The sequence below is a fragment of the Streptomyces sp. NBC_00510 genome (assembly GCA_036013505.1).
Lineage (GTDB): Bacteria > Actinomycetota > Actinomycetes > Streptomycetales > Streptomycetaceae > Actinacidiphila.
Map to the genome: position 1 here is coordinate 532,410 of CP107851.1, position 22,108 is coordinate 554,517.

Consider the following 22,108-nt stretch of genomic DNA (forward strand, 5'->3'; position numbering starts at 1 on the left):
GTCGGTCACTTCTCCTCGGCGCACAGATCGATGTACGGATGGCGGTCGCCTACGTGTTTGGCCCACTCCTTGTGGGTGAGCCCCTTTCCGCCGGTCCACCGGCAGATGCTCCGTTGCCAGTCGATGCCGCCCACCTTCCAGAGGTTCAGCGGCCCGGCGGCGTTGTCCGTGCGGAACGAACGGGTGACGGCGACCAGCATGCGGTCGTCCGGCGACCAGTACAGGTGGATGATGTCCCCGGCACCGCTCCGGTGCAGGGCGGGCATCGACAGAAGTCCTGTCGCGGTGTCGTGGACGAGGACCTGGTCGGCGAAGCCGACGGCCGTCCGGCTCCCGTCAGGTGACAGTGCCACCGTCCTCGCCTCGGTGGCGGCGTCGGGCACGCGAAGCGGGGACCCGGTGTCCCGCAGATTCGCGTCCAGATAGCGGACGGAATTGCCACTGGCGAGGAGGGCGAGGCGGGAACCGTCCTGGCTCCAGTCCAGCCGATACACGCCAGGCGTCTTCACCGCCCGGGTGGTGGCATCCCGCGGCGTGGTCAGGTCGATGGCGACGAGCCGCGCATCGTCCTCGCCCGGCCGTTCCAGGGCGACGGCACGGGTGCCGTGCACCCGGAGGTCGATGCCCTGAGCGACAGGGACGGTGTCCAGCTCCTTCCAGGTCCGGGTGGACCACACCGTCACCGGGCCAGTGACGTGCCGGGCGATCAGCAGGTGAGCCTCGGGCACGAACGCGACGTCAGTGACGATCCGCTCGGCGCTGCGACGGTCCGTCTCGTCCACGCCGGACGGCCGCAGGTCCCGCAGCCAGGTGCCGTTCCGCCGCCACACGGCGACCGTGCCCCGCCCGTTGAACTGCCCAGCTCCGGCCACGTACTCCGCGCTCATCGCGACGTCGTTGACGAAGAACGTGCGGGAGCTGTAGGTGGTCTCGTGCGGCCAGTCCGTCTCGGCGGAGAGGGACGGGCTCTCCCTCGCCTCCGGACGCACCATGTACAGCCCATCGGCGGCGTGTGAGAGGTCCGAGAAGGAAGAGAGAAGCAGTCGGCCGTCCCTACCGAAGGCGGCAGCGCTGGTCGCCGGTGCCGTGCTGCGGCCCAGCGGCCCGGGCCGGTCGTCGAGGACGTTGACGCGCCCGCCGCGCCCCGCCGAGACCACCGTGAAATCAGCCCCCACGGCCACGGCGGTCGCCGGACCCCCGCGGGGCTCGTCAAGACCCCGGCTCGCGGCGGCGGCGTCCCCGGCGCCGACCGGTACAAGAGCGGTGCCGGCGTCGCCGGCAATGGCGACGCTGCCACTGTGCTCGACCATCGCGCGGGGGGCCGTGGGCAGATTGCCCACGGCGAAGGTGAGCTGCCGGCGCCGGGCTCGGTCCCAGGCCTGAACGCCTCCGGGTGTGGCGAGGACGATCAGCTCGTCGTTCGCCCCGATCTGCGACGGCGTGCCCTGGACGTCGTCCTCCTCAATCTCCACTGCCGCCTTGTGGCTGTCGAGGCCGACGGAGAGTACGCGGTCGTTCGTCAACAGCAGAACCACCCGCTCCTCGGCGGGCTCCCGGTCGGGGCGTGGATTGGGGCTGGCAGCCACCGAGGCGTCCACCACCACGCGCAGGCCACCGGGCAGCCCCTGGACGCCCATCGAGCCGAGCCGCCGGCAGTCGGTCTGTTGACGGGTGGTGGTGTCGTACTGGGCCATCGTGCCGTCGTCTCGCACTTCCACGAGCCGGACTCCCCGGTCGGTGAAGGCTATCGCCGCGGTTCGGCTGTCCGCCCGCGCGCAGGTCGGCTCCGGAAAGGTGCCCCGCAGGACGGGTTTCTCGTCCAGCACCTCGTACAGGGAGACGACGGAGGCGCCGCGGGCGGCGAGCAGGCCGCTCACGTCGTTGAGCACCAGGCCACCCACCTCCCCGGGCGCCTTCCCCAGGAGCTTCCCCGTGCGCAGGTCCCAGGATTTGACACCCGAGTCGTTGCCCGTGGTGTAGACGCGGTCGCGTTTGTCGTCCACGGCGACGCTGTCGACCCGGGTGGGGCTGGCCTGCCAAGAGAGCCGTACGCCGGAGTTGGTGTCCAGCACGTCGCGCATCGCCTGGACGGCCCGCGGGGTGTCCGGCTCGATACGGCTTCCGGCGAGGCCGAGCAGGCCCGCGAGACGGGGATCGGTCTGCCGGAGTGTCAGGGCCTCCGCGGCGAGATCCGCTGCGAGCGCCTTGTCCGCCTCCTTGTCGCCCACCTTGGCGAAGTAGAGCGCCATTCCCGTGACCATCGCAAGGACGACCAGGAGCGCGGGCCCGGTCACCTTGGCCCAGCGGGCCAGGGCTGGCCCGTCCCAGGTCCGGGCCAGGCGGGCGGCCTCGGCGACGGTGGAGGCGACCAGGAGGTTCGCGGACCTGTCACCGTGCCACGCCTGACGGGCCTCGTCCTCGTCGGCCCTGGGGACGATCACGTTCTGCCCGTTGTCCGCCGCCTTCAGCTTGCTCGCATAGCCACCCACGCTGACCAGTCGGCCCGCCCGCGTCCCGTCGAGCCCGCCGACCAGCGCCGTACGGGAGTTGAGACGGCGTAACGCCGGCAGGGAGAACCGGTCCCTGAAGCTCCTGGAGGAAGGTGGGTCGGGCCGGACGCCGGTCCGGCGCCCCGCCTCGCCGATGAGCACACCGAAGGCACAGCCCAGCGACCGGTCGGCGACCATCCCCACGACACCTTCCGCGCCGGTCAGCGACCACAGGACGGTCCCGGTGACGTCGTGCCCGGCTGCTGTCCAGGCGTCCCGGAGGGACTGCTGGAACCGCGCGTCGGCACGGAAACCGGACATCGTCCGGGGGTCGGGTATCAGCGCGGGCGGCCCGTCGGGCAGCACGGCGACCGTGAGTGTCCCGCGTGCTCCGCCCCGACCGGCGTCGAACAGCACGCCTGCCTCGGCTACCTTCTGCGGCTCGGGCAGCGCCCCGTCCAGAGTCAGCAGCCACAGCAGGACCGGCAGGGCGAGGTCCTGCTCGTCCTCGCCGAGTCCCGCCGTCAGCCGGTTGATCCGTGCCGCGTGTCCGGGTGCCGCTCGGTCCAGCAGGCTCGCCGTCTCCAGCCCGTCGAGCGGAAGGTGTGCCTGGCAGTGCTGCAGCCACAGCATCCCGGTCTGTAACTGATGCGGCGCGTCCTCCACGTTGCCGACCAGTGCGAGTGCCATGGCGGCGGAGGCCCGCAGGGCATGGGCGGCGGCCGGTTCGTCCGCGCGGTACGGGCCTTGACCCGCGAGGGCCCGGACGCTGGTCGCGGCGGCGGCCCTGGGAGCCAGCAGCCGGTGGACGTCCGTATCCCCGTCGCGGAGGGTACGCAGGACCTCGGTGTCCTCGGCGGCGACGCGTTCCCGCAGGTAGGCGAGGGCGGGCTGCTCCGGTGAGAGCAGGGCGCGCCGCACGCGCCGGGCGGCTGTCCGGTCGGTGACCGACAGCTCCGACGTCAGTAACGCGCCGACGTCCAACGCTGGTGAAGGCTCGTCGGCCACCATGCCTCCCCATTCCCCCGCCGGCAGTAGCGTGCCGTCCACCGGTCCACCGGCACATGATGGCAGCAGCGGCGTCAGGAGAAGGGGGACTTGCGGAGATCCGGATGCTCTTGTCGGTTCTTCCCGTAACCTTCACAATCGGATAGTGGACCTCGTCCACGGGGAGTCAGGGGACAGAAGCACCGATCAAGCGGCAGAGTACCGGGCACCGGGGCGGCCGGAGCATCCGTCCTGTCCGTCAGAGATGCCGCTGGAAGTCGAGTTCGCTGGCCAGCAGTGCCGCGCCGGTAACTCCGGCGCGCGGGCCGAGTTCCGACAGCACGATCTGCAGGTTTCCGGTGGCGAGCGGCAGCGAGCCCTTGTACACGACGCTGCGGATCTCGGCGAGCAGCAGGTGGCCGAGGCCGGAGACGCCGCCGCCGATCACAATCATCGACGGGTTGATGAAGCTGACCAGCGTGGCGAGGACTTGCCCCACCCGGTGGCCGCCGTCCCGGATCAGGTTGACGCACGTGGCGTCCCCGCCGGCCGCGCACTCCGCCACGTCCACGGCGGTGAGGAGGCCCTCCGCGGCGAGGCGTTCTGCCAGCGCCGGCGACTGCCCCGAACGGGCGGCCTCGGTGGCGTCCCGGGCCAGGGCCACACCGCCGAAGAGGGCCTCCAGGCAGCCGGTTCTCCCGCACGAGCAGACCGGTCCCTCAGCCTCGACCTGTATGTGGCCGATGTCGCCTGCGGATCCCTCCGACCCGCGGTAGATCTGGCCGTGGACCTGCACACCGCAGCCTATTCCGCTGCCGATCTTGACGAACAGCAGGTTGTCGACGGACTTGGCGACCCCCGCGTACCGCTCGCCGAGGGCCATCACGTTCACGTCGTTGTCCACCACGACCGGGCACCCGTGCGCGCGGGTGAGGGTGTCCCGGACGGGGAAGCGGTCCCAACCCGGCATGATCGGCGGGGAAACCGAGATCCCCTCCTTGAAGCTGACCGGCCCCGGCAGGCCGATGCCTATGGAGTTGAACCGCGCGCACCCGGCCTGGTCCGCCATTTTGTTCAGGAGTTCGTTGACCCGATCCAGGACCGCGCGCGGACCTTTGCGGATATCGGCCGGCTCGGCATAGGAGGCGATCGGTTCCAGCCCTCCGTCGGTGATCTCGATGTCGATCGAGCTCGCCCCGAGGTCCACCGCCGCGAACCGGATTTCGGGATCGAGTTGGACGAGAGTGGAAGGGCGGCCGCCTCGAGAGGTGGCCGGCCCCGCCTCGAGCACCTTCCCGGCGGCGATCAAGCGGTCGAGTTCAGCCAGCAGCCTCGGCCTCGCCACTTCCAGTTGGTCGGACAGCTGTGCGCGTGACAGCGGCCCGAGGTCGCGCAACAGGCTCAGCGCGCGGTACTGGATGGTCACAGGCTCACTTCCAGGGTATCAGCCGCATGTGTGACAAAACGTTAGAGGCGTTACGTCATAAGCGTCAATGGCTTTCGCGCGGATCGTCGAAAGTTAAATGAGAAACAAAAAAAGCATCGGTGTGTCAAGAAGTTACCCGACCGGAATCCCCGTCCGGGACTGCCGGCATGTGGACACGCTCGAGGGCCCGGCGGCCGCCGTCCGGCGACGGCCACTGGTGGGCCCTGGAGCCGTCGGCAGGGTGCTGCCCGCCGTGACGGCCGGGCAGCACCCTTCGCATCAGCCGGCCAAGCCTCCCTTCACGGCGAGGGCATCGCGGGCAAGAGCGGTCCGCGCGGTCGCGTCGGTCACCAGTTTGGTGTCCTGGGCCAGTTGCGCGACCTGGTCCAGGACCGCGGCTGCCTGGTTGGTGCGCCCTGCGTCGGCGTGCGCCCGGGCCTGGTCGAGCCGGACCGTCAGCCGCTGCCGGCCCTGCTCGGTCAGCCGGTTCTCCGCACGCAGTTGGGTGATCAGGGTGTCCATCTCGTCGAAGGAGGTGCGGGTGGTGAAGTGCACCGTGCGAGTGGTGGTGTTGCCCGCCGCGTCACGACCTGTGACCACCAAGTCGTGGTCACCCAGCGGCAACCGCCACAGCAGCAGTGGCTGCCCCGGGGTGACGGGAGTACCGTCCAGCAGCGCGGACGCGGACGGCCCTCCGGAGACGGCGTCCGTGACCGAGACCACCGGCGTCGGGCGCTGGGAGTCCCCGTAGGCGGTGTCAGCCGTCACGCCCGTGACCGTCACCTCAGGTCCGGTCCGGTCGATCCGAACGGCGATGGTGCCGACCGCGGAGATGTTGTTGGCCGTGTCCGTCGCCCGGTACCGGATGGAACTCATCCCCTCTGCGGAGAGGGTGACCGTGCTGTTCGCGCTCAGCCAGGTCGTGCCGCCGTTGAGCGAGTACTCCCGGCTCTTGATGGCGCCGTTGTCGGTGGCGTTGACGGTCAGCGACACATTGCCGGTGTACCAGCCGTTGCTGCCGGTGGGCTGCGCCGGGTTGAGGGTGGCCGCCACCGTCGGCGGGGTCCTGTCGGCGACACCCGACCCCTGGAAGGTGAAGGAGTCCACCTCGACGCCGCCCGAGGACGTGACGTAGAGCTGCCTGGTGCCGGAGGGAGCCGCACTCAGCGCCGTGTTGATCGTCTGCCAGCCGTCACCCGCCGGGACCGTGATCGTGGCGAACGGGTCGGACCTGGGTGTGCCCCAGCGCAGCGACAGCGTTCCGGCGCCGGTGGCACGGGTCTGCACCCCGGTGATGCCGGCGAAGGACACCGGGTCGTAGCCGATCCAGTCGCCGTTGTCGAAGGCGGTCAGCTTGCGCTGTCCGGACGCGGTGGCGTCATCGGTGATCACGACGCCCTGGGACGAGTCGTAGTGTTCGCCCTGCATGAGGGCGGGGTTGAGGACGACCTGGGCGTCGCTGGTCGCAGGCGGCACAGAGCCGGCGCCCCGGTCGGTGTAGGTGAGACCGAGGACACCGAAGACGTTCTCCGTGTCACCGTGGCCCGCGTCGGCCGGGGTCGTGATCGCCCCCGAGCAACCGGTCCCGCTGCTCACCGGGTGGCCGTGCTGGTTGTGGCCGAGGCCGAGGGTCCAGGCGGCCTTGGTGCAGTCGACGTTGGTGCCGTCCTCCGGATCGTCGATCCGGGTGGCGTACGGCACCACGTCGCCCCAGGTGAAGAAGCCACCGTTGGGCGGGGAGGTGAACGCCACTGTCGGAGCGGTGTTGCCCACGGTGATCTGCTTGCTGGTCAGGCCGGTCTTGCCCTCGGGGTCGGTGACCTTGAGGCGGGCCCGGAGCTGGCCGTTGTCGGCATAGGTGCGGGTGGCCGTGGGGCCGGTGGTCTCGAAAGTGCCGTTGCCGTCGAGGTCCCACTGGTAGGTGAGGGCGGAGCCTTCCGGGTCGGTGGAGCCGGTGGCGCTGAAGGAGACGGTGAGCGGTGCCTGGCCCGAGGAGGGGCTGGCGCTGATCACCGCGGTGGGGGCCTTGTTGCCTTCTGCGTAGTCGATCCGGTAGAGGCCCGCGTCGGGGTTCTGCCGGAAGAAGCCGTCGCCGTAGTCGAGGACGTAGAGCGCGCCGTCGGGGCCGAACTCCAGGTCCATCGGGTTGTCCCACGGCGGGATGCCGTTCTCGGAACGCTGGCTGTTGGGGAGTACGTTCTCCAGTTTGGTGACCGGACCGTCCGGGCCGGCCAGGGTCAGGGCGGCGACGTAGTCCTGGGAGAACTCCCCGAAGAAGGCCTTGCCGTCCCAGTAGGCGGGGAACTTGCCCGGGGCGGGGTTGGCCGCGTCGTAGTGGTAGACCGGGCCGCCCATCGGGGCCTGGCCGCCGGAACCGCCAGGACCGCGGAAGGCGGTCAGTTCCGGCCAGGGCTGGTCGGTGTCGCGGTCGCCGTACCACAAGGTGGCCGCCCTTGACGGGGGCAGCTGGGTGAGGCCGGTGTTCCAACGGGAGTCGTTGACCGGCGCGGCGCAGTCGAAGGCGGGGCCGGGCGTGAGGGTGGCGAAGTCGAAGTCCCGGTAGGGACGGGTGTTGTCACCGGTGCAGAACGGCCAGCCGCTGTTCATGGCGGTGGTGGTGGTGTCCCACTCGACGTAGCCCATCGGTCCGCGGTTGGGGTCGGCGTTCCCGGCGTCGGGGCCGTAGTCGCCCCACATCACCGCGCCCGTGGCCTTGTCCACCGTCATCCGGTAGGGGTTGCGCAGGCCCATCACGAAGATCTCGGGACGGGTCTTGTCCGTGCCGACGGGGAACAGGTTGCCCGGCGGGATGGTGTACGTCCCGTCGTCCTGGACGTGGATGCGCAGGATCTTGCCGCGCAGGTCGTTGGTGTTCCCGGAGCCGCGGCGCTCGTCGAGGCCGGGGTTGTAGGTGGCCGCGTCGTTGATCGGGGTGTAACCGTTGACGTTGGGGCCGGACGCGGGAGTGTTGCCGCCGGTGGACAGGTAGAGGTTGCCCTGCGCGTCGAAGTCGACGTCGCCGGCGACGTGGCAGCACTGACCGCGGTTGGTGGTGACGCGGATGATCTCCTGGGCGGTGGACAGGTCGAGCTTGTCCCCCGTCCACTTGAAGCGCGTGAGGGCGTCGTAGCCCTCCCACTGCTTCCAGTACGCGTCGGTCTGCCCGGCCGGCAGCCGCTCGGGGGCCGCACCGGCGGGAGTGCTCAGCGGCGGCGAGTAGTAGAGGTAGACCCAGTGGTTGGTCGCGAAGTCCGGGTCGAGGGTGACGGTCTGCAGACCCATCTCTGAGTTCTGGTAGACGTCGAGGTGGTTCACGACCTTGGTGATTCCGGTGCCGGGGTCGGTCATCCGCAGATCGCCGTTGCGGGCGGTGTGCAGGACACGCAGATCGGGCAGCACGGCGAGGTCGATCGGCTCGCCGGTGTCCTTGCTGAGCGTGGCCTTCTCGTAGTTCGACCAGTCCACGGCGGGGTCGGCCGCGGCCGTGCTCGCCTGCGCCGCGAGTGCGTCGTCCGGGTGCGCCTGCGCAGCCGGTGCCAAGGCGAGACCGCCCAGCATGGGCAGCGACGCCAGGAGCACCCCGGCCATGAGGCCTCTCAGGGTACGGTACACAGTGATGCGTCTCCTTGGTCTGTGCCGGTCAGGAGGTGCGCAGCCGGGCCGGCCCGCCGGTTGCGCCGTGGCAGCGGTACGCAACCGGCGGGCTGTGCCCGGTGGGGTGCCTGCGATCAGGCCAGCAGCCCCTTCAGGGCCGTGAAGCTGCGCTGCGCGGCGCCGAACGAACCCGGCGGGTTGGGCTGGGTGTTGGGCGCGGTGTCCTGCTCCCAGATGCCGACGTGGCTGCCGCGGGCCCCGATGTCCCGGATGAACTGCTGGTACGGCAGGACGCCGGCGCCGAACTCGACGATGGAGTAGCCGTCCGCCCCCGAGCTGGCGGCGCCGTCCTTCATGTGGAACAGCGGGTACCGGTAGGGCTGGTTGCGCACGTAGGCCGCGGGGTCGAAGCCCGGCCAGCGGTGCTGGCCCACGTACGCCCAGTACACGTCCAGCTCCAGGTAGACGTAGCGCGGGTCGGTGTTGCGCAGGAAGACGTCGTACAGCCGGACCGACGGCTGGTCGGTGGCGAAGGCGAACTCGCCGGCGTGGTTGTGCTGGTAGAGCTTCAGACCGCGGGCGGCCGCGGCCTGCCCCCAGGCGTTGAACTCCTCCGCGGCGGCGAGGTAGCCGGCGACCGTGTTGGAGTTCGACGGTGCGTTGGCGGTGCCGACGTGCGGCATGCCCAGGATCTCGGCCGCGTCGAGCTGGCCCTGGAGGTTGGAGCGGAAGTCCCCGATGCCGACGTGGCTGCCGATCGCCTTCAGACCGTTGTCGTCCAGCAGTTGCCGGATCTCCTGGAGCGTGATCTGCCGGCCGAGGATCGAGGTGTTCTGCGTGTAGCCCGCGAACTCGACCTCCTTGTACCCGATGCGTGCCATCTCCTCCAGGACGACCCGGAAGCCGAGCGAGCTGACCTTGTCGCGGACGCTGTAGAGCTGCAGGGAGATGCGGTCCTTCGGGATGGACAGGATGCTGGTCGCGGCGGAGGCGGACGGCGCCGTCGCGGCGCCGACGATCGAGGCGGCGGCGACCGCCACAGTGGTGGCGGCGGTGGCCCGCAGGAAGTCTCTGCGGTCGAAGGACTTGTCCAGGTGGCCCACGGTCACTCCTTGATGGATGGGGCAAAGAAGAGTGGGGTGTGAGGTGTGTGGTGTTGACGGTGCGGAGCGCTACTTGCCCGTGGACGGGCTGGCATCACAGGCCGGTGCCCTCGGCAGCCGCTTCGGCCTCCGCCTGCGCGGTACGCGCGGCCACCTTCGCGGCGAGGTCGGCACCGCGATCCTGCGGGGCCGCCTTGGCGGCCCGGGCGAGCGACGCCGAGGGGGCGGTGGTGGTCGCGGCGATGCCGCCGCGCACGCGGGCCAGTTCGCCCACCTGGAGGGCGGGGCTGTTGTCGCTGGCGGTGAGCTTGCCGCGGACGATGGTGTTGTCCAGGACCGCGTTCGCGTTGTTGCCGGTCACCGCGAGGTCGCCGCCGAGGTAGGTGGCCTGCGCGCAGGAACTGAGCGGGCCGTCGCCGCCGAGCTGGAGGGTGTCGGAGTTGTTCTGGTACGCCGTGTCGCCGTGGACTTCGCTGGCGCACAGGACACCGCCGAGCGTGTTGGCGCTCACGGTGAGCGTCTTGGCGACCGTGCTGTCGTACACGTCGGTGTAGAGGTTCGCGTCGCCGGAGACGGCGCCGGAGACGGTGGTGCCGGAGATGTACAGCTCGCCTGAGGAGGCTCTTATGTCTCCCTTCACCGTGGCGTCGACGCTGTACAGGAAGCCTTCGACGGCCGAGATCCCACCGCTGGCCGTGGTGTTCTGCACATGTACGCCGAAGGCCCCCTGCTCGGTCACCGCGCCCTTGACGCTGCTGTCGGTGATGTCCAGGTAGGCGTTGTCCCCGACGGCGACGGTGCTGCTGAAGGTGACGCCCTTCGCCACGAGGTCGGCGCCGGCCTCGATCGTCACCGTGCCCTTGACCTTCGTACCGGTCAGGGTGCACGACGCGCCGGCCGGCACCACGAGGGCGCCGCTCACGGTGACGGCTCCGCCTTCTCCCACACAGGTGGTCGTGAGCGCCGCCTGCGCGGGCGCCGCAATCGTGACCAGGCCTCCCGAGGCCACCAACGAAGCTGCAACAAGGTAGTAACGGATCTTCATGGAGCTTCCCTTCTGCTGCGGTTGCGGCCACGGCGACATGCCGCGGCCGGGAACCCCCGCCACGGCGGGGTGCTGCGGAGTGCGGGACATCTGTTACGACGGAGAGCCGCTACATGCGGCGGGCGGGAGCTCTGCTTCTCGTCGGCGGTGAGGACGCGTCACATACGGCCCCGGCATGCGGGGTGGGTTGCAAGGCCGCACTGGCGTTACGTCGACGCAACACCGCGTCGATCGGCTGGAACGCTAATCGGGGTCCCCAGTGGTGTCCAGAGCTTTGGACGGAGTCATCGGAATCTTTTTGCCGAACCGTCAAAAGATCGCAGTCAACGGCGAATTGGATCGGTCGAAATACTGGATAGCACCTTGACAGGGGTGACGCTCTGCCGCACGCTCGTGACGCTTCGCCACTCAGTCAGCGGTTCCACGCACCATCGTCATCCCTGACAGGAGCGCTCATGCAGACCGGATCGTGGATCACCGGCGCCCGTGGCTCTGTCGCCACCACGGCACCTCTCGGTCTGCTCGCCTTGCGGGCCGGACTGGCCGAACCCACGGGACGTGTGACCTGGTTGCCGCTCGCCCACGCAGGCCTTCCCGGCCGGTCCGCCCCGGTCGTCGGCAACTGCGATGTATACGATCTCCCTCTGCGCCGGGAGGCGGGGCTGCTCACATCGACGTGGGCGACGGCGGCAACTTCCCTTCCCCTGACCGCCTCCGGGCTGCCGTAGCGCTTGACCGGCCCCGGCGAGGCCGCCTGTCGGTCGCGGCCCACGGCCTTCGGTACGGCCGGACAGGTGAGCAGAAATCGCGGCAGTGCGGCGGCTGACTGGTGACTACCCGGCAGCGGCCGAACTGCTGGAGCAGGCCCTGGAACTCCACCGCGCCCTCGGCAACCTCTCTGGTGAGGCTGAGGCCCTGAACGGCGACGTCCGCGTCGACTACACCCGCAACACAGAACTCTTCGCCGAACTCCACGAAGGCATCCTTGAGTAGGGCGCACGCCGTCTTGGGGTGGCTCCCCACCCGGCTGGCCCAGGCGTCGAACCGCGTGGGCATGACCGCAGCACACCGCTGGATTCCCCGCGTGACCCGTATTGTCCGTGGTCTCCGGTGGCAAGATCGAGTGACTTCATCATCCCCGCGGTCCCGGGCACCTGCGCCGCTCCGATCAGCAGATCTCCGATCTGTGTCATGTGCGTGCTCCCTTGAACGCGCGGTTTTGGAGGGAGCGCAGCGAGGGAGCGGCGTACATCTCAAGGAGAGACGTCACGGTGACGCAACACATCAGCGCACGTGACCAAATTTTGAACACCCTGCCAGCAGGCGGAGCTTTCCTCGACAACGCGCAGATCCGACGCTTCAGCCATGGGGGTGACGTTAGGAATCCTGGAGACGGGCGACCACGTCAGCTCGCTCCTGGGTCACCGGGATGGAGTGGCCGCTCGGCGCCGCGTGACCGTAGCGACCGTCCGCATGCGATCGACCGGCGCATGGTACCGGCCTCCTCCATTTCCGGGCATGGCATGTCGTGTGGCGTACGCCCGGCCAGTACGCAATCCCCCGTCGGCACCGGCGCCAGACCGCCGTCCAGCACGTACACCCGCATGTTGTCCATCGGGCCGGAGACGGGGCCAGCGCGAGGAATGCAGCGACCGACCGTCCTCCGCCGCTTGTGTGTTCCGGGTCGGTGCCCGGCTCAGTCCCTGTCGGCGATGCCCGGAGGCCCGACACGGCTTCCGGGCACCGCCGTCGTGCCGTTATGAGTTGCTACGGGCCAGCCTGAGCGTCACCAACTGGAACGGTCGCAGCAGGAGTTCTACGGCGCCGTCGACCAACTCCGGGCCAACAGCCCCAGCCACTGGCCGCTCCAGCAGGTCGGTCGCGGTGACGTCGACCACCGTGAAGTCCGGCCGCAGCCGTGCGGTCGCCCTCCCGCCCCGAGACTCGTACACCCGGACGATCACATCGCCGCTCTCGTCATCCGCGAGCTTGACCGCGCTCACGACCACCGCGTCGTTGTCCACGACGACCAGAGGCTCGACCGCTGCGGTGCCCGGCACGCGGCGCTCGGGCAGGTTGATGCCGTAGCCCTCGGCGACCGCGTCGCCGATCGAGGCCCCGGGCGCCAGGGCGTGCCGGAAGCGGTGCACCCCCTGGTCGGTCTCCGGGTCGGGGAAGCGCGGCGCGCGCAGCAGCGAGACCCGCACAGTGGTGGTGGTCCCGCCGTCCTCGTTACGCACGGTGCGCGTCACGTCGTGCCCGTAGGTGGAGTCGTTGACCAGGGCGACCCCCCAGCCCGGCTCCTCGACGTGGACGAAGCGGTGGTTGCACGCCTCGAATTTGGCCGCGTCCCAGCTGGTGTTGGTGTGTGTGGACCGGAAGACGTGTCCGAACTGGGTCTCGGAGGCGTATCGCTCGGCGTGCACGTCCAGAGGGAAGGCGGCCTTGAGGAACTTCTCCGTCTCGTGCCAGTCGACCTCCGTGTCGATGTCGAGGCGCTTGGCGCCCGGAGCCAAGGACAGCAGCTGGGTGACCGAGGAGGAGCCGAAGCGGCGCACCACTCGTACCGACGCGGTGCCGTCCCCGGCCGGGGCCAGCTCGTCCAGGTCGGTCAGGTCGGTGACGGTGTTCCGGTAGAACTCGTCGACGTCCCAGGCATCCCACTGGTTGGGGAAGTCGGGGTGCAGCTGCAGCAGGTTGGCCGCCGTTCCGGGGGCCACGGCCTCTCGGCGTGCGCTGAGGTCGAACGCGGAGACAACCAGGCCGCGCCCGTCGATCTCCACCCGCAGCAGGCCGTTGTCGAGGACGAATCCGCCGCCGTCCCGGGGCAGCGGTGCCGTGGCCACAGCCGCGGCCACGGGGGCGGCGCCGCCGGCGGACACGCCGGCACGGGTGTGCGGCGCGGCGTTGAAGACCAGTTCGCCGCCCGTGGCCGGGCCCGCCAGGGCACGCTGCGCGGCGTCGATGATGCCGAGCAGTTCCTCGGCGACGGCGGCGTACGTGGCGCGGGCCTCGCGGTGCACCCAGGCGATCGACGAGCCGGGCAGGATGTCGTGGAACTGGTGCAGCAGCACCGTCTTCCAGAGTCGGTCCAACTGCTCGTACGGGTAGCTGAAGCCGGTCCGCACGGTGGCGGTGGCCGCCCACAGTTCGGCCTCGCGCAGCAGGTGTTCGCTGCGCCGGTTGCCCTGCTTGGTCTGGGCCTGGCTGGTCAGCGTGGCACGGTGCAGTTCGAGGTAGAGCTCGCCCACCCACACCGGCGGGTCGGGGTACTCGGCCTCGGCCTTGGTGAAGAACTCGCGGGGGGTCTCCCAGTGGACCGTCGCCGAACCGTCGAGGTCGCGCATCCGGGCGGCCTTGGCGATCATCTCGCGGGTGGTACCGCCGCCCCCGTCTCCCCAGCCCGTCGGCGCGAGGGAGTGCCGGGCCCTGCCCTTCTCCTTGAAGTTCCGCGCGGCGTGCGCGATCTCGCTGCCCTTCATCGAGCAGTTGTAGGTGTCGACGGGCGGGAAGTGCGTGAAGATCCGCGTGCCGTCGATGCCTTCCCAGGTGAAGGTGTGGTGCGGGAACTTGTTGATGGTGCTCCAGGAGATCTTCTGGGTGAGCAGCCACTTTGACCCGGCGGCCTTGATGATCTGAGGCAGGCCGGCGGCGAAGCCGAAGGTGTCGGGCAGCCACGCCTCCTCGTTTTCGATGCCGAATTCCTCGAGGAAGAAGCGCTTGCCGTGAACGAACTGGCGGGCCATCGCCTCGGAGCCGGGCATGTTGGTGTCGGACTCCACCCACATGCCGCCCGCCGGCACGAAGCGTCCCTCCGCGACGGCCTTCTTGACCTTCGCGTACACCTCGGGGCGGTGCTCCTTGATCCATGCGTACTGCTGGGCCTGGGACATGGTGTAGATGAAGTCGCCCTCGTCCTCGAGCAGGGCGGTCATGTTCGACGTCGTGCGGGCGACCTTCCGCACGGTCTCGCGCAGCGGCCACAGCCAGGCGGAATCAATGTGCGCGTGCCCGACCGCGCTGATGCGGTGCGCGGTGGGCCGCGCGGGTACGGCGAGGACGCCGGCCAGCCGCTCGCGAGCTGCGGCCGCGGTGCTGTTGACGTCCTGCAGGTCGATCGCGTCCAGGGCGCGGCTGACCGCGCGCAGGATGTCGTGGCGGCGGTCGGAGTCCTCCGGGAGCTCGACCATGAGCTCGCCGAGCACCTCCAGGTCCTGCACCAGCTCCCAGACGGTCTCGTCGAGAACGGCCAGGTCCATGCGGGTCAGGGTGTACTGGGGGTCGTCCCCGGCGGTGTCCTTGTCGCCGAGCTGCGTCGGCAGGAAGGGGTGGTAGTCGAGCAGCACCGGGTTGGAGGCAGCCTCGATGTGGAGCAGCACCTCCTCACCGCCGGTGGCCGGGGAGGCGATCCGCACCCACTGGTTGCGGGGGTTGAGGCCCTTCACCGGGCTGCCGTCGGGCCGGTAGACCAGGCCCTCGCACTGGAAACCCGGCATGTTCTCGTCGAAGCCGAGGTCCAGGACCGCCTCGACGGTCCGCCCGGCCCACGCCTCGGGCACGGTTCCGGACACACGGAACCAGCTGGTGCCCCAGGGTGCGCCCCAGCGATCGCCGACGGCGACCGGCTCCACGGGGGCGGTCAGGCCCTCGGCGACGGGTACCGGCTCTCCCGGGGCGGTCCACACGGACACCTCGAGCGGTGTCGACTCCGGGTAGAGGGCGGGCCGGATGCGTTCGTCGAGTACGCGCTTGAGGCGGGCTTCGACCAGCTTGCGGTCGTCGTGCATGGGATGGCTCCTGTGCGGGTGGGGCGGAAGGGATGGACGTGAGGTGGGACGCGCAGCGGCTCAGCGCACCTGATCGGGCCGGACGACCTCGGTGATGCCGCGTGCGGCGAGGTGGGCGGCGTCGTCGGCGCGGGAGGCGAGCACCGCGGCGGGGCGGACACCGTCGGCGGTAAGCCGGACGAACGCCTCGTAGAACGCGCCTCCGGGCGCGCACACGGAGCGGTCGGGGGCCGCATCGTCGTCGCCGACGTCGACGGCGAGCGCGGTGGTCCGGGGCGCCGGCCGGCGCGGTTCGGCACGGCGCTCCCCCACGATCCTCCGGATGGCCTCGCCGGCCGGCTTGACCTTGCCCTCGTTGGTCAGCAGGCCGAGGGAGTACTCGAGTTCGGGGAAGTCGGCGAGGTCGCGGGAGACATCGTGCGAGCACCACCAGGTGATGCCCCACACGTCCTCGCAGTCCAGGGCGTTCGCGACGGTGGCCTCGGTGAAGTCCGCGGCATGCTCGGCGGGTATCAGGGGTGCGGGCGCGCCGACCTCCTGGAGCCAGACCGGGCGGTGCGGGTCGCCGGCCCATGCCTTGGACAGCTCGATGAGGTAGGCGGCGTGGTGTTCGGTGGCCGTTCCGGTGCGGCCGTGCCGCTGGGCCGTACCGTTGAAGACCCACGAGTGCACGGCGGTCATCGCCCCCAGGTTCGCCGCGTGCGCGGGGGTGAAGGGGTGCCCGTCCAAGTACCAGGCGGCGTCGTAGGCGGCGTGCAGGTGCTGCCTGCCGGGGGCGGCGTCCTCGCATGCGGCGAGCACGGTCCGCAGCCAGGCGGCGGCCTGGGCCGGCGTGATCGGGTCGGGGTCGGGATGGGGCGGCCCGGAGAACTGGTTGATCTCGTTGCCGATGGTCATGCCGATGAAGTTGGGCAGGTTGTCGAGGGCGGCGGCCAGCGTGCCCAGGTAGGCGGCCTGGCCGGCGACGACGTCGGGGTCGGTGAAGATGTTGCGCCGGTGCCAGGTCTGGGTCCAGGAGGGCAGGAAGTCGAAGCTGGACAGGTGCCCCTGCAGTCCGTCCACGTTGACGTCGAGGCCGCGTTCGCCGGCGGCCTCGGCGAGCGCGACGAGCTGCTCGACGGCCCGGGGCCGGATCAGGGAGCGGTTGGGCTGGAAGACCGGCCACAGCGGGAAGACCCGGACGTGGTCCAGGCCGAGGTCCGCGATCGCGTCGAGGTCCCTGCGCACCGCATCGAGGTCGAAGTCGAGCCAGTGGTGGAACCAGCCCTGGCCGGGCGTGTAGTTGGCGCCGAAGCGCGGTCCTTGGGCGGGCATCGGTACGGGTGTCCTGACTCTCGTGGGGACCTGTTCCGCTGGGGGCGGCAGCAGGCGGATAGTCGGTGCCGGTGGGCTGTGCGGGGCCATACGGTCAGCCCTTGACGGCTCCCTCCCCGACGCCGCGGAAGAAGTACCGCTGCAGGGCGCCGAAGAGCACGATCAGGGGGGCCACCGCGATGATGGTCCCGGCGGCCACCAGGCGTTCGTCGTTGGCGAAGGTGCCGTGCAGGTAGTTCAGGCCGACCGTCAGGGTGTACTTCGAGGGGTCGCTCAGCACCACCAGGGGCCACAGGAAGTCGTCCCAGGCGCCCATGAAGGCGAAGATCGCCACGACGGCCAGGGTGCCCCGCGCGGACGGGAGGGCGATGCTCCAGAAGCGCTGCCAGACGTTGGCGCCGTCCATGTATGCGGCTTCCTCCACCTCGTTGGGCAGGTTGCGGAACGCGTTGCGCATCAGCAGCACGTTCAGCGCGCCGACAGAGCCGGGGAGCAGTACGCCGATCAAGGTGTTGTTCAGGCCGAGGTCGCGTACGAAGGTGAACTGGGCGATGATCAGGCCCTCCACGGGCACCAGCATCGCCAGCACGAACGCCAGGAGGAGCGCGCGCCGTCCGCGGTGCTGCAGCCGAGCCAGGGCGTAACCCGCGAGCGCCGCGCCAACGCAGTTGGTGACGACGCTGGACACCGCCACGGTGAGCGAGTTGAGCGCGTAGTCCCACACCGGGATGGTCTCGGAGACGCGCCCGAAGTTGTGCAGTGTGGGCTGCTGCGGCAGGAACGAAGGGGGCGTACTGAAGATGTCCTCGTGGGGGCCCTTCAGCGAGGTCGACAGCTGCCACAGGAACGGTCCCACGCTGATGGCGAGGACGGCGAGCAGCAGCAGGTAGCGCAGAACGAGTTCGGGGACCCGCACGCGGCGACCGTCGGCGTCCAGCACTCCGCGTCGCGGCCGGCGACCGGCGGCCGGTGTGGTGGCGGGAACGGTGGGGGTGTCGGTGGCGCTGGTCACGCGTCCTCCTTCCGGTCGGCGCGCAGGGTCAGCAGCATCAGCGCGACCACCACCACGAAGATGACGACGGAGATGGCCGAGGAGTACCCGACCCGCCCGGTCAGTCCGGTGCCGGTGCGCTGGACGAGCATCACCAGCGTGGTGTCCTCGCCTGCGGGGCCGCCGTTCGGCCCGGCGAGGACGTACACCTCGGTGAAGACCTTGAAGGCGGAGACCGCGGAGAGTGCCGCGACCAGCACCATCGTGGAGCGGACGGCCGGAACGGTGACGGTGAGGAAGCGGCGCAGGGCTCCCGCGCCGTCGACCGCGGCCGCCTCGTGCAGCTCGCGCGGGACGTCGGCGAGCGCCGCCAAGTAGATGATCATGTAGTAGCCCAGACCCTTCCAGATCGTCAGGGCCATGGCGCTCAGCAGCAGGGTCCACTGCTCGCCCAGGAAGTTGACCGGGCTCCCGCCTACCGCCGTGACGATGGAGTTGAGCAGGCCGCGGTCGTCGAGCAGCCACACCCAGATCAGGCCGACCACGACCACCGAGGCGACGACAGGCGTGTAGAAGGCGGCGCGGAAGAAGGTGATGCCGGGGATGCGCCGCTGTACGAGCAGGGCCAGCAGCAGTGGCAGGATCACCAGCGCCGGGACGACGCCCGCCACGTACAGGGAGCTGTTGCGCAGCCCGATCCAGAACGCGTCGTCGTGGAGCAGGGCCCGGTAGTTCTCGAACCCGACGAAGCTGCCGCCGACGAGCGTCCGGCGGTCGGTCAGCGAGTTGTACAGGGTGCTGCAGAACGGCCAGAGGCTGAACGCGCACACCACGATCAGGCCCGGCGCGGCGAACAGCCACGGGCTCCACCAGCGGTGGCGGCGGATCCCGCGGGAGCGCGGCCGTCCGGAGCCGGAGCTCCGGACGGCCGCGGTCCGCGGACCGCCGGCGATCGTTCCAGGGGCGGTCGAGGACGTCATGGCGTATCCCGGTCAGCTCTGGGCGAGGAGCTGGTTGGCTTCCTTGACAGCGTTGTCAAGCGCTTCCTTGGGGCTCTCCTTGCCCTGCAGCGCCTTGGCAACCTGGTTGCCGAGGGCGGTCTTCATCTGGTCGCTGAACTGCACCGGGGTGTAGTTCACGGCGTTGGCGAGGGAGCCGGCCGCCGCGATCCGCACCCGGGTCTCGTCCGTGCCGTCCTCCTTCGTGAAGTACGGGTCCTTCAGAGCTCCGGCCGTGCTCGGGAAGATCGCGACCTGCTTGGCGAAGGCCATCTGCCGTGTGTTGTCGGTGACGAAGTGGGCGAAGGCGATGGAGGCGGCCTTCTGCTTGGCCTTGGAGTTCACCATCATGCTCTGCACGTAGACGTTGACCTTGCCGGTGTTGGTTATCTGGTCGGTGATCCCGATGTTCTTGTAGAGCGTCGGCGCCTGTGTCTTGAAGTTCTTGAGGTCCAGCGCGCTTCCGGGGTTCATGGCGACCGCGCCGGTGAGGAACTTGTGGCCGGCCGACTCGGGGGTAGCGGTCAGGGCCTGCGGGTCCAGTGCGTGCGCGTCGTACAGCTTCTTGTAGTGCGTGAGCAGTTCGACGCCCTTGGCGTCGTTGAAGGTGAACGCGGTGCCGTCCTTATTGACCAGCTGGGCCCCGTAGCGGCCGAAGTCCTCGATGGTGGGCACGTTGGACAAGGTGGCCACCTTGCCCTTGCTGTTCTCGGAAATGGCGAGGGCGTCGGCGAACAGGTCGTCGTAGGTCTTCGGCGGCTTCTCCGGATCCAGCCCGGCCTCCTTGAACAGCGCCTTGTTGTAGAACAGCGGGCCGGTGTTGAGATACCACGGGAAGGCGTAGGTGCCCTCCAGGCCCGGGACGGCGTCGGCGGACCAGGCGCCGGCCAGGTACTCGGCCTTGTACTGCGCGGCGTCCTTGTCGAGGTCCAGGGCCAGACCGGCCTTGGCGAGCGGCGCCAGCAGGTCGGGGGTGACGTTGACGACGTCGGGGAGAGTCCCGCCCGACGCGTCGGCACTGAGCTTCTCCGCATAGCCGTCGGCCGGCTGGTCGACCCACTTGACGTGGGTGCCCGGGTACTTCTTCTCGAAGTCGGCGATGACGCCGTTGAAGTAGCCCGCGAAGTTGGCCTTCAGGTTCCAGGTCTGGAAGGTGATCGTGCCCGTCACCTTGCCTGACGAGTCGGTGGACGCACCTCCCCCGCCGCTCCCGCAGGCGGCGAGGGAGAACGTCGCAGCGGCGACGACGGCGGTGGCTACCGCCTTGTAGGAAGAACGCACGGTGGACGGCTCCTTTGCTCGGACCTTGCGCGTGGATGACGACCCGGGGCTGGGCCGGCCGGGTGCGCACGTGGAGGAGACCATTCCAGCCGCTGGGGGGAAAGTCAACGAATTCCCTGGAGGTTTCTTCTCGGTCGAAGCATATGAGCAGGTCAGAGCGGGTGCGAGTGGCGTCTTGCACTCGCAACTAATGCGCTTTAGGGCCGGTCCACTGAAGCGCTTTAGTTCCGTCCGTCGGTTCTGGGTCGGAAAAGCACGCGCGGGGCCGTACGATGTGTGCTCACGTGCAGGGAAGGGGACCACTCGCGGTGGCAGACGAGCAGCAGGGCAGAGGCGTGGCCGATGCGCCGGGGCACGGCCGTCCGGCCGGGCGCCGCCGTCCCACGATCAAGAACATCGCCCAGCGGGCGGGGGTGTCCGAGAGCGCTGCTTCGTTTGCGCTCAACGGCCGTCCCGGCGTCTCCGAGGCCACGCGCGACCGCGTACGCCGCGTCGCCGAGCAGCTCGGCTGGCGACCCAGCGCCGCGGCACGGGCCCTGTCCGGCGAGGGGGCGGCGACGGTGGGCCTCGTACTGGCCCGGCCCGCCGAGACCCTGGGCGTCGACTCGTTCTTCCTGCAACTGGTCTCGGGTATCCAGGAGGTGCTGGCCCCGCGTCATCTGGGCCTGCTGCTCCAGGTGGTGGAGGACACCGAAGCCGAGTGCGGTGCCTACCGTCGCTGGTGGGCCGAGCACCGCGTCGACGGGGTACTGGTCGTCGACCCGCGCACTGACGATCCGCGCCCAGCCCTGCTCGATGAACTCGGCCTCCCCGGCGTGGTGATCGGCGCCCTTCCGGAGTCCGACCCCGGTGCGCACCACCGTCTGTCACAGGTGCGGGTCGAGGACGCGCAGGCCATGGCCGCCGTGGTCGGCCGCCTGCACGCCCTTGGCCACCGGCGCATCGCCCATGTCGCGGGTCTTCCGACCCTGGCTCACACCGCTCGCCGCATCGAGTCGCTCACGAGGGAGGCGGCACGCCAAGGGCTGGATGCGGCACGGTCCGTGGTGACGGACTACTCTGACGCCGAGGGCGCCGCCGTCACACGCCGGGTGCTACAAGACCCCGATCCGCCTACGGCGATCATCTATGACAACGACGTGATGGCGGCAGCGGGTTGGGGGGCGGCTGTCGGCCTGGGCCGCGACGTGCCCGGCGACGTCTCCATCGTCTCCTGGGAGGACTCGGCTGTGTGCCGCCTGGTCCAGCCATGGCTGACCGCGCTGTCCCGCGACGCGGTGGCCTTCGGCCGGACCGCGGCCGAGGAACTGACCGCCCTCCTCGACGGCGGCGTGGCCCGCGAGGTGAGTCTGCCGCTGCCCCGGCTCATCGAACGCGGCAGCACCGCCGCCGCGCCGTCCGGCACCCTGAGCGAGGGGTCGTCCGCAACGTGACTTCCTTGCGCGGCCGGCCCGGGACGCGGGCAGGTGCGCCTACGGCGCGGTCGCTGTCATTGTTGACCGAGAACAGCCAGGTCAACGTGACCGCGCGGACCGCATCGTCGACGTTGCGCACACTCTGATCCGGGCGGCCTCTACTGGGTCGGTGTTGCGGCCCCCGTGGCGACGATGATGGTTCCGGCGGTGAGAGTGCGTCGGCCCCTCAGCAGCCGTCTGCCCGCGTGGCACAAGTGCCGACAGCGCGCACCGTCACTTTGATCACCGGTGACAAAGTAGCGGTGAGCGCTGGGGCTGACGGCAAGGTCACTCGTTCCATGCACGGCGCGGACGGCCGACTCACTGGTGTCACGACCTTCAAGGTCGGCAAGGACATCTAGATGTACCCGGACGCCCCTTCGGTACATCGCCGCCGGGAAGCTGGACCGCGAACTTTTCAACGTCACAAAGCTGTTGACTGACGGTTACGGGGATGATCAGCGCAGCAGCCTGCCCCTGAGTCCCTGAGCAGGAGCGGGGCGGGCTCGCGCGCCGTACGACAAGGTGGGCAAGTTCCACGCGGGATTGATCCTCTACACCTACCGGCGTGACGCGAACCAGATCTCCACCCGGAGCTGAGGGCGAGGGGGGAACAGCGGGCACGGGCGTTCGGATCGC

12 protein-coding genes are annotated in these 22,108 nt (G+C 69.9%); 2 read left to right on the forward strand and 10 right to left on the reverse strand.

The features are described from left to right. Positions 1-5 precede the first annotated feature (5 nt). The 5 genes from OG937_02570 to OG937_02590 all read right to left on the reverse strand — a co-directional run bounded on the left by OG937_02570 (position 6) and on the right by OG937_02590 (position 10,644). Positions 6-3,500 (reverse strand): hypothetical protein, encoded by a 3,495-nt coding sequence (locus OG937_02570; GenBank protein WUD70644.1) that lies wholly within the window; start codon positions 3,498-3,500, stop codon positions 6-8. A 235-nt stretch (positions 3,501-3,735) separates the two neighbouring features. Next, the gene (locus OG937_02575; protein ID WUD70645.1) at positions 3,736-4,902 is read right to left on the reverse strand and encodes an ROK family transcriptional regulator; all 1,167 of its coding nucleotides are present in this window, start codon (positions 4,900-4,902) and stop codon (positions 3,736-3,738) included. Positions 4,903-5,181: 279 nt separating this feature from the next. After that, positions 5,182-8,490, reverse strand: coding sequence for a PQQ-dependent sugar dehydrogenase (locus OG937_02580; protein WUD70646.1), 3,309 nt, complete (start codon positions 8,488-8,490; stop codon positions 5,182-5,184). A 140-nt stretch (positions 8,491-8,630) separates the two neighbouring features. After that, complete coding sequence (locus OG937_02585) at positions 8,631-9,599, reverse strand: sugar phosphate isomerase/epimerase (protein ID WUD70647.1); 969 nt, start codon at positions 9,597-9,599, stop codon at positions 8,631-8,633. Between the two features lie 94 nt (positions 9,600-9,693). Then, positions 9,694-10,644, reverse strand: coding sequence for a hypothetical protein (locus OG937_02590; protein WUD70648.1), 951 nt, complete (start codon positions 10,642-10,644; stop codon positions 9,694-9,696). 813 nt (positions 10,645-11,457) lie between these two features. Here OG937_02590 and OG937_02595 point away from each other — a divergent pair. Further along, complete coding sequence (locus tag OG937_02595; protein ID WUD70649.1) at positions 11,458-11,637, forward strand: hypothetical protein; 180 nt, start codon at positions 11,458-11,460, stop codon at positions 11,635-11,637. A gap of 764 nt (positions 11,638-12,401) precedes the next feature. On the opposite strand, the gene OG937_02600 is transcribed toward OG937_02595, so the two are convergent. The 5 genes from OG937_02600 to OG937_02620 form a co-directional block, all read right to left on the reverse strand. Further along, the gene (locus tag OG937_02600) at positions 12,402-15,431 is read right to left on the reverse strand and encodes a glycosyl hydrolase-related protein (GenBank protein WUD70650.1); all 3,030 of its coding nucleotides are present in this window, start codon (positions 15,429-15,431) and stop codon (positions 12,402-12,404) included. A gap of 60 nt (positions 15,432-15,491) precedes the next feature. Beyond that, a complete protein-coding gene (locus OG937_02605; protein ID WUD70651.1) occupies positions 15,492-16,745 on the reverse strand; it encodes a glycosyl hydrolase in 1,254 nt (417 codons plus the stop codon). Positions 16,746-16,839: 94 nt separating this feature from the next. Further along, positions 16,840-17,757 carry a carbohydrate ABC transporter permease gene (locus OG937_02610; protein ID WUD70652.1) on the reverse strand — a complete coding sequence of 306 codons (918 nt, stop codon included), beginning with the start codon at positions 17,755-17,757 and terminating at the stop codon, positions 16,840-16,842. Beyond that, positions 17,754-18,716: a sugar ABC transporter permease gene (locus tag OG937_02615; protein ID WUD70653.1), complete on the reverse strand. Its 963-nt coding sequence runs from the start codon at positions 18,714-18,716 to the stop codon at positions 17,754-17,756. The genes OG937_02610 and OG937_02615 overlap by 4 nt, the downstream gene beginning before the upstream one ends. A gap of 12 nt (positions 18,717-18,728) precedes the next feature. Continuing rightward, the gene (locus OG937_02620) at positions 18,729-20,015 is read right to left on the reverse strand and encodes an extracellular solute-binding protein (protein ID WUD70654.1); all 1,287 of its coding nucleotides are present in this window, start codon (positions 20,013-20,015) and stop codon (positions 18,729-18,731) included. 386 nt (positions 20,016-20,401) lie between these two features. Here OG937_02620 and OG937_02625 point away from each other — a divergent pair, with 386 nt between their 5' ends. Continuing rightward, positions 20,402-21,448 carry a LacI family transcriptional regulator gene (locus OG937_02625; protein ID WUD78607.1) on the forward strand — a complete coding sequence of 349 codons (1,047 nt, stop codon included), beginning with the start codon at positions 20,402-20,404 and terminating at the stop codon, positions 21,446-21,448. Positions 21,449-22,108: the final 660 nt, after the last annotated feature.